We start from the raw sequence: 12,854 nt of genomic DNA on the forward strand, positions 1-12,854 counted from the left end.
GACTCAGGCGAGGACCAGGAGACACCATGAAGCAACAAGCCACGGGGGCCGATGCGTTCGCGCCCTTCCAGCAGGCACTGTCAGAGGGATGGAACAAGGCGCTGGAATCGTTCCAGCAATCCGCCGCGCAGGGGGCCTCTGCCTTCGTCGGCGGCACGCCGCTGTGGCAAATGCCGCAGACGGCCAAGATGCCCGAGCTGCCCAAGATCTCCATCGACCCCGAAAAGCTTCAATCGATCCAGCAGCAATATGTTGCCGAGGCGACCGAGCTCTGGCGCCAGGGCTTTGCCGCCAAGCCCGAGGGCGACAAGCGCTTTGCGTCCGACGCCTGGGGCGGCAATCCGCTCGCTGCCTTCTCGGCGGCCGTGTACCTGCTCAATGGCCGCACCATGCTGAACATGGCCGACGCCATCGACGCCGACGAGAAAACCAAGGCCCGCCTGCGCTTTGCCGTGGAGCAGTGGATGGCGGCCTCGTCGCCGAGCAATTCGCTGGCGCTGAACGCCGAGGCGCAGAAAAAAGCCATCGAAACCCAGGGCGAGAGCATTGCCAAGGGCATTCAGAACCTGCTGCACGACATCAAGCAGGGCCACCTCAGCATGACCGACGAAAGCGCCTTCGAAGTGGGGCGCAACGTGGCCACCACCGAAGGCGCGGTGGTGTTCGAGAACGAGCTGTTCCAGCTGCTCGAATACAAGCCGCTCACGGCCAAGGTGTACGAGCGGCCCTTCTTGCTGGTGCCGCCCTGCATCAACAAGTTCTACATACTCGACCTGCAGCCCGAAAACTCGTTGATCCGCTATGCGAACGAGCAGGGCCACCGCGTGTTCGTAGTGAGCTGGCGCAACCCCGACGAATCGTTGGCCAACGCCACCTGGGACGACTACATCGAGAACGCCGCAATCAAGGCGATTCACACGGTGCAGGAAATCAGCGGCAGCAAGCAAATCAATGCGCTTGGCTTCTGCGTGGGCGGCACCATCCTGAGCACCGCGCTGGCCGTGCTTGCGGCACGCGGCGAAAAGCCGGCGGCCTCGGTCACGCTGCTCACCACGTTCCTTGACTTCAGCGACACGGGCATTCTCGACATCTTTGTCGACGAGCCGATGGTGCAGTACCGCGAAATGCAGCTCGGCAAGGGCGGGCTGCTGCCGGGCGGCGACCTGGCCTCGACCTTCAGCTTTTTGCGCCCGAACGACCTGGTGTGGAACTACGTGGTCGGCAACTACCTGAAGGGCGAAACCCCGCCCCCGTTCGACCTGCTTTACTGGAACAGCGACGCCACCAACCTGCCGGGCCCGTTCTACACCTGGTACCTGCGCAACACGTACCACGAGAACAAGCTCGCCAAGCCCAATGCGCTCACGGTGTGCGGCCAGAAGGTGGACTTGAGCAAGATCGACATCCCGGCCTATATCTACGGCTCGCGCGAAGACCACATCGTGCCGATTGGCGGGGCTTATGCATCGACGCAGCTGCTGCCCGGCAAGAAGCGCTTCGTCATGGGCGCTTCAGGCCACATTGCCGGCGTGATCAACCCGCCCGCCAAGAAAAAGCGCAGCCACTGGATTCGCGAGGACGGCAAGTTTCCCAAGACGCAGGCCGAATGGCTGGCCGGCGCCACCGAGCACCCCGGCAGCTGGTGGACCGACTGGGCCCAGTGGCTCAAGGGCCATGCGGGCAAGCATGTTCCCGCGCCGAAGACCTACGGCAACGGCAAGACGTACAAGGCCATCGAGCCCGCGCCGGGGCGCTACGTCAAGGCCCGCGCCTGACATAGCCCAAAGCAGCAGCCGACAGCCGCACGCACAATCCCACGCACCCGCTTCATTCAAATCACTTCAACGGAGAACCTCATGGAAGACATCGTCATCGTTTCGGCTGCACGCACGGCGGTCGGCAAGTTCGGCGGCTCGCTCGCCGGCATTGCGGCCACGGAGCTGGGCGCCCTCGTGATCAAGGAAGTGATTGCACGCGCGAACCTCACGGCCGAGCAGGTCGGCGAAGCCATCATGGGCCAGGTGCTGGCCGCCGGTGCGGGCCAGAACCCCGCGCGGCAGGCGTGGCTCAAGAGCGGCGGCGCCAAGGAAACCCCCGCGCTCACCATCAATGCGGTGTGCGGCTCGGGCCTGAAGGCCGTGATGCTGGCGGCGCAGGCCGTGGCCACGGGCGACAGCGAAATCGTGATTGCCGGCGGGCAAGAGAACATGAGCATGGCGCCGCACGTGCTGCCAAACTCTCGCAACGGGCAGCGCATGGGCGACTGGAAAATGGTCGACACGATGATCGTCGACGGCCTGTGGGATGTGTACAACCAGTACCACATGGGCATCACGGCCGAGAACGTGGCCAAGAAGTTCGGCATCGACCGCTCCGCGCAGGATGAGCTCGCACTCGGCAGCCAGACCAAGGCCGCGGCCGCGCAAGATGCCGGCAAGTTCAAGGACGAGATCGTGCCGGTGAGCATCGCCCAGAAGAAGGGCGACCCGATCGTTTTCGACAAGGACGAGTTCATCAACCGCAAGACCAGCGCCGAAGGCCTGGCGGGCCTGCGCCCCGCGTTCGACAAGGCCGGCGGCGTGACCGCGGGCAATGCCTCGGGCCTGAACGACGGCGCCGCCGCCGTGATGGTGATGACGGCCAAGAAGGCAGCCGCCCTGGGCCTGAAGCCGCTGGGCCGCATCGCAAGCTATGCCACCGCGGGCCTCGACCCGGCCATCATGGGCATGGGCCCGGTGCCCGCGTCGACCAAGGCGCTGCAGCGCGCCGGCTGGAAGGCGGCCGACCTCGACCTGCTCGAAATCAACGAAGCCTTTGCCGCTCAGGCCTGCGCTGTGAACAAGGAAATGGGCTGGGACGTGAACAAGGTGAACGTGAACGGCGGCGCCATCGCCATCGGTCACCCCATCGGCGCGTCGGGTTGCCGCATTCTTGTGACGCTGCTGCACGAAATGCAGCGGCAGAACGCCAAGAAGGGCATTGCGTCGCTGTGCATCGGCGGTGGCATGGGTGTGGCGCTGACTATCGAGCGCTGAGTTTCCTTCGGGGGTGCCTCGGTCGAGCGGGCGCTCTTGGTTTTGTGCGCTGCCTCCTGTTCGTTCAGGGCGGCGCCCCCGCCGACGGGGTACCTTTCTCCGCGAATGTCCCCCGGCCTGCGGCCTCCTCCTTTATTTCGCTGCGCAAGGCACCCCATCAGCGGGTGCTTTGGGCAGGGCTGTGGTTGATCAGCGGAACACCAGCGGCGTGCCCCGGTGCACAGGGCATCGGGTGCTCCGCGCAGCGAAATAAAGGAGGAGGGGCGCAGCCCCGGGGGACATTCGCGGAGGGGAGTACCCGGTGGCCTTTGCACACGCCCCGAACAGCAGACGCCCGACAGGCAGACGCCACCTTGTTCACCGCCCAAATTTTCAGCAAACTGACTATTCTCCTTATAAAACAACAACTTAAATCGCGTTTACAAGGAAGCACATCAGTTATCCCCAAAGTTGTCCACGGAAAATGGGGACGGCACCGGCTTCTTCACAATCCGCTCGCAAGTCCTTGTTTTATCGGCCCGCGGAGCCGGAATTCAGTCAAACAGCAGCCTGCTCACCCGCATAGTGCCGGCACAGCGTTTCGACCAGCGCCTGTGCATAGATCGGCAACGCCGCCCGGTCTCGCACCAGCAGGTACCGCTCCCGCACACACCACGCGTCGCTCAGGTCGATCAGTGCGAGCTGCATGCTCTCCTGATTGCGCCGTGCAGCCGATTCGGGCACCACGCCAATGCCCACGCCGCTGCCGATCATCCGGCACATCGCGTCGAAGCTCCCGAGCTGGATGCGCAGCTTCTGCCGCTTGCCGAGGTTGTCGGTAATTTGCGCTAGAAAAGTCTGCAAGGTGCTGCCTTGCTGCATGCCGATCGCGTCTTCGTCCAGCGTCTCGGCAAATGAAATCTTTCGGCGCTTTGCGAAGCGGTGTTTGCGGGATGTGACGAGCACCAGCCGGTCGGTGCTGAAGTGGATGGCTTCAAGGCCCAACGTGTCGACGCGGCCGGCCACGATGCCGATGTCGGCGCGGCCGTCGAGCACGCCACGCGGGATCTGAGCATTCGGTTTTTCCTGAAGGTCGACGTTGATGCGCGGGTTGTGCGCAAGGAAGCCGGGCAGTATTTCGGGCAGGAAATCGGTCACAGCCGTGGTGTTGGCGAACACGCGCAGGTGGCCGCGCAGACCGCCGCCGTATTCGAGCAAGTCGGCGCGCAGTTGCTCTGTTTGATGCAGCACCAGGCGGGCGTGGTGCAAGAAGGCTTCGCCCGGAGGTAGCAGTCGCACGCCGCGTGCCTCGCGCTGCAGCAATTGCAAGCCCGCCTGTGTTTCGAGCGCCTTGATGCGCGCACTGGCCGCCGCAAGCGACAGGTGCTGCCGCTCGGCGGCTCGCGTGAGGTTGCCGAGTTCGGCCGTGGCAACGAAAAGGCGCAGGTCGGTCAGGTCGAAAAGCATGTGCCATCGTACCCAAGCCTTCGGTAATTCAGAAGGCTGGGTTCCGAAATCGCAGATTGCGCGCAGGGGTGGGGCGGAACACCATGCGGCCATGGAGACAAAGACATGAGATTTCGCATACTGGCCCTTCTTTCGTTCGCCGCCGCATTGATTGCCGCAGGCCCTGCAACCGCGCAGCCATACCCCTCGCGCCCGGTCACGCTCATCGTCCCGCAGGCCGCGGGCGGCACCAACGACATCGTCGGCCGCCTCGTGGGTCAGAAGATCGGCGAGGTGATGAACGCCAGCGTGGTGGTCGACAACCGGCCCGGCGCGGGCGGCAACATCGGCACGCAGCTGGTCGCCAAGGGCCCGAAGGACGGCTACACGCTGCTCATGACCATCAGCAGCAGCCAGGCCATCAACCCGGCGCTCTACAAGAACCCGGGTTTCGACCCAGTGAAAGACTTCAAGCCCGTGGGCCTGATCGGCGCGGTGCCCAACGTGCTGCTGGTCAACCCCTCGTTTCCTGCAAAGGATCTCAACGAGTTCCTGAAGCTCGCGCGGCAGAAGGGCGCCAACTACCAGTACGCCTCCGCCGGCAACGGCACGCTCAACCACCTGCTCGGCGAAATGCTCAACAGCATGGCCGGCATCTCTTTGCAGCACGTGCCGTACAAAGGCGTGGCACCCGCGCTGAATGACGTGCTCGGTGGGCAACTGCCCATCGTTTTTGCCAGCCTGCCTTCAGCGCTTTCGCACATCAAGGCCGGCAAGCTGCGCGCATTGGCGGTGAGCGGCGACAAGCGCTCGCCGGTGCTGCCGGACGTGCCCACCATCGCCGAGGCGGTGCCGGGCTACAACGGCACGCTCTGGATCGGCCTGTTCGCGCCCGCGGGCGTTCCGCCTGACGTGCTCGTCACGCTGCAAGACGCCACGCGCAAGGCGCTGGCGGCAAAGGACCTGCGCGACAAGCTCGACCAGCAGGGCGTCGAGATTGCGGCGCCCACCACGCCGGAGCAGTTTTCGAAGCTGCTGCAGGACGACCTCGCCAAGTGGGCGCGCATCGTCAAGGCATCGGGCGCCGCAGTGGATTGATGAACTGGCATAGAAAAAGAACCATGAACAATCACGCGCCGGAAAATTCCTCTCCGCTGATCGGCGGCGACACACTCGCAAAGCTCCAGTCATGGCAGGGCCGCAGCGAAATGCTGGCCGACGAGATCACCGCCGCGCCCGTGCGCGCACTCTCCGCCACGCTGGACCGCGACGACCCGCTGCCCGCCGCCGGCACGCGCCTGCCCGAGCTCTGGCACTGGCTCTACTTCTTGCCTCACCATCGCCAATCCGAAATCGGCGAAGACGGCCATGCCAAGCGCGGTGGTTTCCTGCCGCACGTGCCGCTGCCGCGCCGCATGTGGGCCGGCGGACGGCTGGTGTGGGAGAACGGCAACCCGCTGCAAGTCGGCGACACGGTCGAGCGCACCTCGACCATCGCTTCCGTCACGCACAAGGCTGGCCGCACCGGCGAGCTGGTGTTCGTGCTCGTGCGCCACGAGGTACGCAATGGACGCGGCCTTGCGCTCACCGAAGAGCACGACATCGTCTACCGCGCCGCGGCCAGGCCCGATGAGAAAACTCCGCCGCCCACACCCGCGCCCAAAGACGCCGCCTTCAGCCGCGACATCGTGCCCGACGACGTGCTGCTGTTCCGCTACTCGGCGCTCACCTTCAACGGCCACCGCATTCACTACGACCGCCGCTACGTGACGCAGGTCGAGGGCTATCCGGGCCTGATCGTGCACGGCCCGCTCATCGCGACGCTGCTGGTCGACCTGCTGCGCCGGAACGTGCCGGGCGCGCAGCTCGCGCGTTTCGAATTCCGCGCGGTGCGGCCCACCTTCGACATTGCGCCGTTCCGCGTGCACGGCAAGCCCGTCGAAAGCAGCGCCGACGGCAAGACCTTCAGCCTGTGGGGCGAAGACGCCGACGGCTGGCTCACGATGCAGGCCACGGCCGTGCTCGCATGAACACAGGGAGAAAAAACGCATGACAAGACCCCTCGACGGCATCACCGTCGTTTCGCTCGAGCACGCGATTGCGGCACCGTTCTGCACCCGGCAACTGGCCGACCTTGGCGCCCGCGTCGTCAAGGTGGAGCGCCCCGGCGTGGGCGACTTCGCGCGTGCCTACGACGCTCGCGTGGGCGGCGAGGCCTCGCACTTCGTGTGGGTGAACCGCTCGAAGGAAAGCCTCACGCTCGACCTCAAGCAACCCGCCGCGCTCGCAGTGCTGCAGGAGCTGGTGGCCGATGCCGACGTGCTGGTGCAGAACCTCGCGCCCGGTGCCGCCGCCCGCATGGGCTTGGGCGCCGAAGCGCTGCAGGCGAAGAACCCGCGGCTCATCGTGTGCGACATCTCGGGCTACGGCGAAGACGGCCCGTACCGCGACAAGAAGGCCTACGACCTGCTGATACAGAGCGAAGCGGGCTTCCTGTCGGTGACGGGCACGCCGGAAGATCCGTGCAAGTCCGGCAACTCCATCGCCGACATTGCGGCGGGCATGTACGCGTACACCGGCATCCTCGCGGCGTTGCTGCAGCGTGGCAAGACCGGCAAGGGCTCGCACATCGACGTGTCGATGCTCGAATCTCTGGCCGAGTGGATGGGCTACCCGATGTACTACGCCTACGACGGCGCACCTCCGCCGCCGCGCAGCGCCGCATCGCACGCGACCATCTATCCGTACGGCCCGTTCCCTGCCGGCGACGGCGGCACGGTGATGCTGGGCCTGCAGAACGAGCGCGAATGGCGCGTGTTCTGCGAAAAGGTGCTGCTGCAGGCGGAGCTTGCCACCGACGCGCGCTTCGACAGCAACGCGCGGCGCAACGAGAACCGCGATGCGCTGCGCGCGATCATCGTGGAGACCTTCGCCGCGCTCGGCACCGTACAGGTGGTCGAGCGCCTCGATGCCGCGCAGATTGCCAATGCGCGCATGAACGACATGGCCGGGCTGTGGGCGCATCCGCAATTGCAGGCGCGCGACCGGTGGCGGCAGGTGGGGTCGCCGGCCGGCGCTATTCCGGCCCTGCTGCCAGCGGGCCGCCAGAGCGCGTTCGACTACCGCATGGACCCCGTGCCTGCCGTGGGCGAGCACACTGAATCCATTCTGCGCAGCCTGGGCCGGAGCGATGTCGACATTGCGGCCCTTCGAGAGGCGGGGGCGGTGTGAGCGCGACGGATGCGACTTCGCGGCTGGCGTTGGCTCGCACCTTCCTGTTCGTTCCAGCGGACCGGCCCGAGCGCCATGCGCGCGCGTTGGCCAGCGGCGCAGGCGGCGTGATCGTCGATTTGGAAGACGCCGTTGCGCCCGATCGAAAGTCGGAGGCGCGTGCGCAGCTGAGGGCTTCTTTCTCTGCCTTGAGCGTGGCGCAGCAGCAGCGCCTGCTGGTGCGCATCAACGCCTGCGGAACGCCGTGGCACGGAAGTGACCTCGCCGAGGTAAGCGAACTCGCCGCTCAAGGCCTGATCGCCGGCGTGATGCTGCCGAAGGCCGAGCGTGCGACCGACCTGCAGCGGCTCTCTGCCGCCCTCGGACTGAAAAGCCTGATCGTGCCGTTGATCGAATCGGCCGCGGGCCTGGAAGCCGCCCGCGAACTCGCGGCGGCGCCGCAGGTGCTCCGGCTCGCATTCGGCAACCTCGATTTCCAGGCCGACCTGGGGCTGGCCTGCGATACGGACGAAGCCGAGCTGGTGCCCGTGCGCCTGGCACTGGTGCTCGCCTCGCGTCGCGCTGGCCTTGCAGCCCCAATCGACGGCGTCACGCCCGATTGGCGGAATGCGGCGCGGCTCGCCGCCGATGCCGCTCGCGCCCGGCGCGGCGGCTTCGGCGCCAAGCTTTGCATTCACCCGGACCAGGTCGCGCCCGTGCATGCCGCCCTCGGCCCAAGCGCGGACGAGCTCGCATGGGCGCGCCGCGTGCTGGATGCAACCCAGGCCGCGGGCGGTGGCGTCGTCAGCCTCGACGGGCGCATGGTCGACGCGCCCGTGGTGCGGCTCGCAGAGCGACTGCTGGCACTCGAATCGCAAGCTCCGCCCTGAAGGCGGCGGGGCTTCGGACATACCAGATCAATAACCTCAAGGAGACAACGAAGTGAAAGCAACAAAGAACTGGAAGACACGCGCCGTAATCGCGGCATCGCTGGGCGCCTGCCTGCTGGCCGTTCAAGCACCAGCCACCGCACAGGCACCCTGGCCCGACAAGCCCATCACCATGGTCGTGCCGTATTCGGCCGGCGGGCCTACCGACGTGGTCGCGCGCATGCTGGCCATTCCCATGGGCAAGTCGCTTGGGCAGACCGTCGTGGTCGAGAACACCGTCGGCGCGGGCGGCACCATCGCGCCCGGGCGTGTGGCCAAGGCGGCGCCCAACGGCTACACCATCCTGATCCATCACATGGGCATGGCGACCGCGCCCGCGCTCTACAAGAAGCTCAGCTACGACCCGCTGAAAGACTTCGAATACGTCGGCCAGGTGATGGACGTGCCGATGACGCTGCTTTCGCGCAAGGACTTTCCGGCCAACAATTTTCAGGAGCTGCTGGCCTACGTGAAGGCCAACAAGGACAAGGTCACGCTCGCCAACGCCGGCATCGGCGCGGTGTCGCAGCTGTGCGGCATGCTCTTTGCCCACCAGATCGGCGTGCAGCTCACCACCGTGCCCTACAAGGGCGCCGGCCCCGCGCTCAACGATGTGATGGGCGGGCAGGTCGACCTGGTGTGCGACCAGACCACGCAGACCGCCCCGGTCATCAAGGACGGCAACCGTGTCAAGGTGTTCGGCGTGACCACGCCCAAGCGGCTGTCGAGCATGCCCAACATCCCGACGCTGGACGAGCAGGGGCTCAAGGGCTTCGACGTGAAGGTGTGGCACGGCATCTACGCGCCCAAGGGCACGCCGCCTGCCGTCATGCAAAAGCTCAATGTGGCGCTGCGTGCCGCGCTTCAGGACGAAACGGTGAAGCAGCGCTTTGCCGACCTGAGCACCGAGGCTGTGCCCATGGACAAGGTCACGCCCGAAGCCCTGCGCACCCACCTCGCGGCCGAAACCGAGAAGTGGGGCAAGGTGATTCGCGCGTCCGGCGTGCAGGCGGACTGAGCCCTGCTGCGCCGCGCAAAGTCGCTCATCAGACCAGGTTGAAAGGCATCTGGCGCAGCGGCTTGCCCGTCAGCCGCGCGAGCGCGTTGGCGAATGCCGGCGCCAGCGGCGGCAGGCCGGGCTCACCGATGCCGGTGGGCGCATCGGCGCTCGGCACCACGTGCACCTCGAACTCCGGCATGTGGGTGATGCGGGCCACGGCAAAGTCGCCGAAGTTGCTTTGCTGCACTTCGCCGTCCTTCAGCGTGATGGCGCCGCCGGGTAGGCACATCGACAGGCCCATGACCGCGGCACCCTGTACCTGCGCCTCGACGCTGCGCGGATTCACGGCCAGGTTGCAGTGCACGCCGGCGGTCGCGCGGTGCAGCACCGGCTGGCCGTCTTTCACCGAAGCCTCCACCACATAGGCCACCACCGACTCGAACGACTCGTGCACCGCCACGCCCCAGGCGCGGCCCTGTGCCAGCTGCTTCTTGCCGTAGCCGCTCTTGTCGACCGCCATCTGCAGCGCGGCGCGATGGCGCGGATGCTTGTCGCCGAAGAGCTGCATGCGGTAGGCCACAGGGTCTTGCTTGGTGCTGTGCGCGATTTCGTCGATGAGCGTTTCCATCACGAATGCGGTGTGCGTGGAGCCCACGCTGCGCCACCACAGCACCGGCACGTTGACCTTGGGGTGGTGCACGGTCAGGCGCATCGGCAGCGGATACGGTTCACGCATGCCCTCTGTGGCTGACGCGTCGATGCCGTCCTTGACCTGGAACGACTCGAACACCGTTCCCGTGAGGATCGACTGGCCCACGATGACGTGGTCCCACGCCAGCACCTTGCCGCGCTCGTCGAAGCCGATGCGGGCGCGGTGCAGGTGCATGGGGCGGTAGTAGCCGCCCTTGATGTCGTCTTCGCGGCTCCACAGCAGGCGCACCGGCGCAGTCAGACCCGCGGTGCGCGCGGCCTTGGCGATCTGGCAGGCCTCGACCACATAGTCGCTCGAGCCCACGAAGCGCCGGCCGAAGCCGCCGCCCGCCATTTGCACATGCACGCTCACCTGCTCGGGCTTGAGGCCCAGCACACGTGCCGCCGCGACGGCGTCCAGCCCGGCGCTCTGTGTGCCGACCCAGAGCTCGGCGCGATCGGCCGACAGCTTCACGGTGCAGTTCAGCGGCTCCATGGGCGCATGGGCCAGGTAGGGGAACACGAATTCGGCTTCGAGCTGTTTGGGCGCCTTGGCGAGCGGTGCCATGTCGGCGTCGAACTTGCGCGGGCCGGGCTTGGCGGCCAGTTCGCGGTACTGCACCAGCTGCTTTTCGCTGTCGACCTTTTCGACGGCGGAGGTGTCCCACTGCAGCTTCAGCGCATCGCGGCCCATCTTGGCCGGCCAGTAGCCATCGGCCACCACCGCCACGCCTTCGGCGCCACGGTCGAGCGGCACGCGCAGCACCGCCTTCACGCCCTTGACCGCGCGCGCCGCGCTGTCGTCCACCGACTTCAGGCGCGCACCGAACACCGGCGGATGGGCCACCACGGCGGTGAGTTGCCCGGGCTGCTTGACGTCGATGCCGAAGTCTTGCCGGCCGCTGCTCTTGGCACGCGCATCCAGCCGCGTGGTGGGGCGGCCGATGATCTTGAAATCCTTCGGGTCTTTCAGCGTGACCTTCTCGGGCACCGGCAGCGCCATGGCGGCTTCGGCCAGTTCGCCATAACTCGCCTTGCGTCCGCCCGGGCCCAGCACCGTGCCGGCCTGCGTGCGCAGCGTGGCGACATCGACGTTCCATTTTGTGGCGGCAGCCGACAGCAACATGGCCCGCGCACGCGCGCCGAGCTCGCGGTACTGCGTGAAGCTGTTCTTGATGGAGTTGGAGCCGCCGGTCAGGTGCATGCCGAACACGGGGTCGTGGTAGGCGGCATCGTTGGTGCCGCTCTTGCTGCGCACCAGGCTCCAATCGGCATCGAGCTCTTCGGCCAGGATCATCGGCAAGCCCGTCTGCACGCCTTGGCCGAATTCAAGCCGGTTGTGGGTCACGGTGACTTCGCCGTTGGGGGCAATCTGCACGAAGGCGAGCGGCTGCTGCGACGGCTTCAGTCCGCCAGCCGGCTTGGCCGCACCGTCGGCCTGCGCCATGGCCATGTGGGGAAACGCGCCGATCGCCAAACCGCCGACGCCGGCAAGCTTCAGGAAGCTGCGGCGGGGCAGGGCGGCGGCGCCAGCGCCGGGCTCAGGCTGGCTTGCGGCCATCAGGCGCTGCAGGGCGCGCGGCAGTTCGCTCGGATCGATATGGGTGGGCAACATGTCGGGTGCTCCTTCAGGCGAGGGTCTTGGCGGCATCGGCCACCGCGGCCCGAATGCGGGCATAGGTGCCGCAGCGGCAGATGTTGCCGGCCATGGCCGAGTCGATCTCGTCGGTGCTCGGCTGCTTGCCGGGCGGGAGCGATTTGATGAATGCCGTGGCGCTCATGATCTGGCCGCTCTGGCAGTAGCCGCATTGCGCCACGTCGTGCTTGACCCATGCGGCGTGCACGGCCGCGCCCACGCGGTCGCTGCCGTCGGTGGCGGCTTCGATGGTGACGATCTTCTTGCCTTCGGCCGCCGAGATGGGCGTGATGCACGAGCGGATGGCCTGGCCGTCCAGGTGCACGGTGCAGGCGCCGCACAGCGCGGCGCCGCAGCCGAACTTGGTGCCGGTCATGCCCAGCGTGTCGCGCAAGGCCCAGAGGATGGGGGTGCCGGGATCGGCGTCGACCGTGTGTTCACGGCCATTGACGTGGAGCGCGCTCATGTTCTTTTCTCCGCAGGTGGGGGTGATGATTTTTTGTGACTACTTGGCGCCGTCGAGCAGCCATTGCGCGAGCAACTGTGCGTCGGCATCGGGAACCTGTGCTTGCGCGGGCATCGGCATCGACCCCCACTTTCCGGAGCTGCCGGCCTTGATGCTTGCGGCCAGTTGCGCGGCCGTTCCCTTGCCGTCGCCGTACTTTGCGCCGATGTCTTTCCAGGAGGGCCCCACGACCTTTGCCGTGGCCTGGTGGCATGCAACGCATGCGTACTTTTGGGCCAATGCCTGGCTGGCCGCGGCAGGAGCGGGCCAGGCAATGCCTGCAGCAATGCATGGCACCGCCACGAGCGAGGCCAGCAAGGCGCGCGGGATGGTGGTGATGCGGCCAGGGCCGCGTTGCGGTTTCCGGTCTTCGTTCATTTCTTTCAGGCCCCTTGTGTTGCGGCGCTCATCGTGTGATGCGCGA

General features: G+C 66.6%; 11 protein-coding genes. 7 read left to right on the plus strand and 4 right to left on the minus strand.

Translation table 11 applies throughout. The annotated features are described in order from the left end of the window. Positions 1 to 26: 26 nt before the first annotated feature. Both phaC and M0765_RS20530 read left to right on the plus strand, forming a co-directional pair. Complete coding sequence (phaC, locus tag M0765_RS20525; protein ID WP_258505647.1) at positions 27 to 1,775, plus strand: class I poly(R)-hydroxyalkanoic acid synthase; 1,749 nt, start codon at positions 27 to 29, stop codon at positions 1,773 to 1,775. Positions 1,776 to 1,856: 81 nt separating this feature from the next. Further along, positions 1,857 to 3,035 carry an acetyl-CoA C-acetyltransferase gene (locus M0765_RS20530; RefSeq protein ID WP_258505648.1) on the plus strand — a complete coding sequence of 393 codons (1,179 nt, stop codon included), beginning with the start codon at positions 1,857 to 1,859 and terminating at the stop codon, positions 3,033 to 3,035. A 537-nt stretch (positions 3,036 to 3,572) separates the two neighbouring features. On the opposite strand, the gene M0765_RS20535 is transcribed toward M0765_RS20530, so the two are convergent. After that, complete coding sequence (locus M0765_RS20535; protein WP_258505649.1) at positions 3,573 to 4,481, minus strand: LysR family transcriptional regulator; 909 nt, start codon at positions 4,479 to 4,481, stop codon at positions 3,573 to 3,575. 105 nt (positions 4,482 to 4,586) lie between these two features. Here M0765_RS20535 and M0765_RS20540 point away from each other — a divergent pair, with 105 nt between their 5' ends. The 5 genes from M0765_RS20540 to M0765_RS20560 are packed head-to-tail and all read left to right on the plus strand — an operon-like array spanning position 4,587 to position 9,617. Next, positions 4,587 to 5,558 (plus strand): tripartite tricarboxylate transporter substrate binding protein, encoded by a 972-nt coding sequence (locus M0765_RS20540; protein ID WP_258505650.1) that lies wholly within the window; start codon positions 4,587 to 4,589, stop codon positions 5,556 to 5,558. Between the two features lie 23 nt (positions 5,559 to 5,581). Beyond that, the gene (locus tag M0765_RS20545) at positions 5,582 to 6,490 is read left to right on the plus strand and encodes an FAS1-like dehydratase domain-containing protein (RefSeq protein ID WP_258505651.1); all 909 of its coding nucleotides are present in this window, start codon (positions 5,582 to 5,584) and stop codon (positions 6,488 to 6,490) included. Positions 6,491 to 6,509: 19 nt separating this feature from the next. Then, positions 6,510 to 7,691: a CaiB/BaiF CoA transferase family protein gene (locus M0765_RS20550; protein ID WP_258505652.1), complete on the plus strand. Its 1,182-nt coding sequence runs from the start codon at positions 6,510 to 6,512 to the stop codon at positions 7,689 to 7,691. Then, on the plus strand, positions 7,688 to 8,560 hold the full coding sequence (locus M0765_RS20555; protein WP_258505653.1) for an HpcH/HpaI aldolase/citrate lyase family protein: 873 nt from the start codon (positions 7,688 to 7,690) through the stop codon (positions 8,558 to 8,560). Before M0765_RS20550 ends, M0765_RS20555 begins: the two co-directional genes overlap by 4 nt. A 52-nt stretch (positions 8,561 to 8,612) precedes the next feature. Continuing rightward, positions 8,613 to 9,617: a tripartite tricarboxylate transporter substrate-binding protein gene (locus M0765_RS20560; protein ID WP_258505654.1), complete on the plus strand. Its 1,005-nt coding sequence runs from the start codon at positions 8,613 to 8,615 to the stop codon at positions 9,615 to 9,617. A gap of 28 nt (positions 9,618 to 9,645) precedes the next feature. On the opposite strand, the gene M0765_RS20565 is transcribed toward M0765_RS20560, so the two are convergent. The 3 genes from M0765_RS20565 to M0765_RS20575 are packed head-to-tail and all read right to left on the minus strand — an operon-like array spanning position 9,646 to position 12,808. Then, positions 9,646 to 11,904: a xanthine dehydrogenase family protein molybdopterin-binding subunit gene (locus M0765_RS20565; RefSeq protein WP_258505655.1), complete on the minus strand. Its 2,259-nt coding sequence runs from the start codon at positions 11,902 to 11,904 to the stop codon at positions 9,646 to 9,648. Positions 11,905 to 11,917: 13 nt separating this feature from the next. Beyond that, on the minus strand, positions 11,918 to 12,391 hold the full coding sequence (locus tag M0765_RS20570; RefSeq protein WP_258505656.1) for a (2Fe-2S)-binding protein: 474 nt from the start codon (positions 12,389 to 12,391) through the stop codon (positions 11,918 to 11,920). A gap of 39 nt (positions 12,392 to 12,430) precedes the next feature. Next, entirely contained in the window at positions 12,431 to 12,808 is a 378-nt protein-coding gene (locus M0765_RS20575) for a c-type cytochrome (protein ID WP_258505657.1), read from the minus strand. Positions 12,809 to 12,854 lie beyond the last annotated feature (46 nt).

This window comes from Variovorax sp. S12S4, assembly GCF_023195515.1.
GTDB lineage: Bacteria > Pseudomonadota > Gammaproteobacteria > Burkholderiales > Burkholderiaceae_C > Variovorax.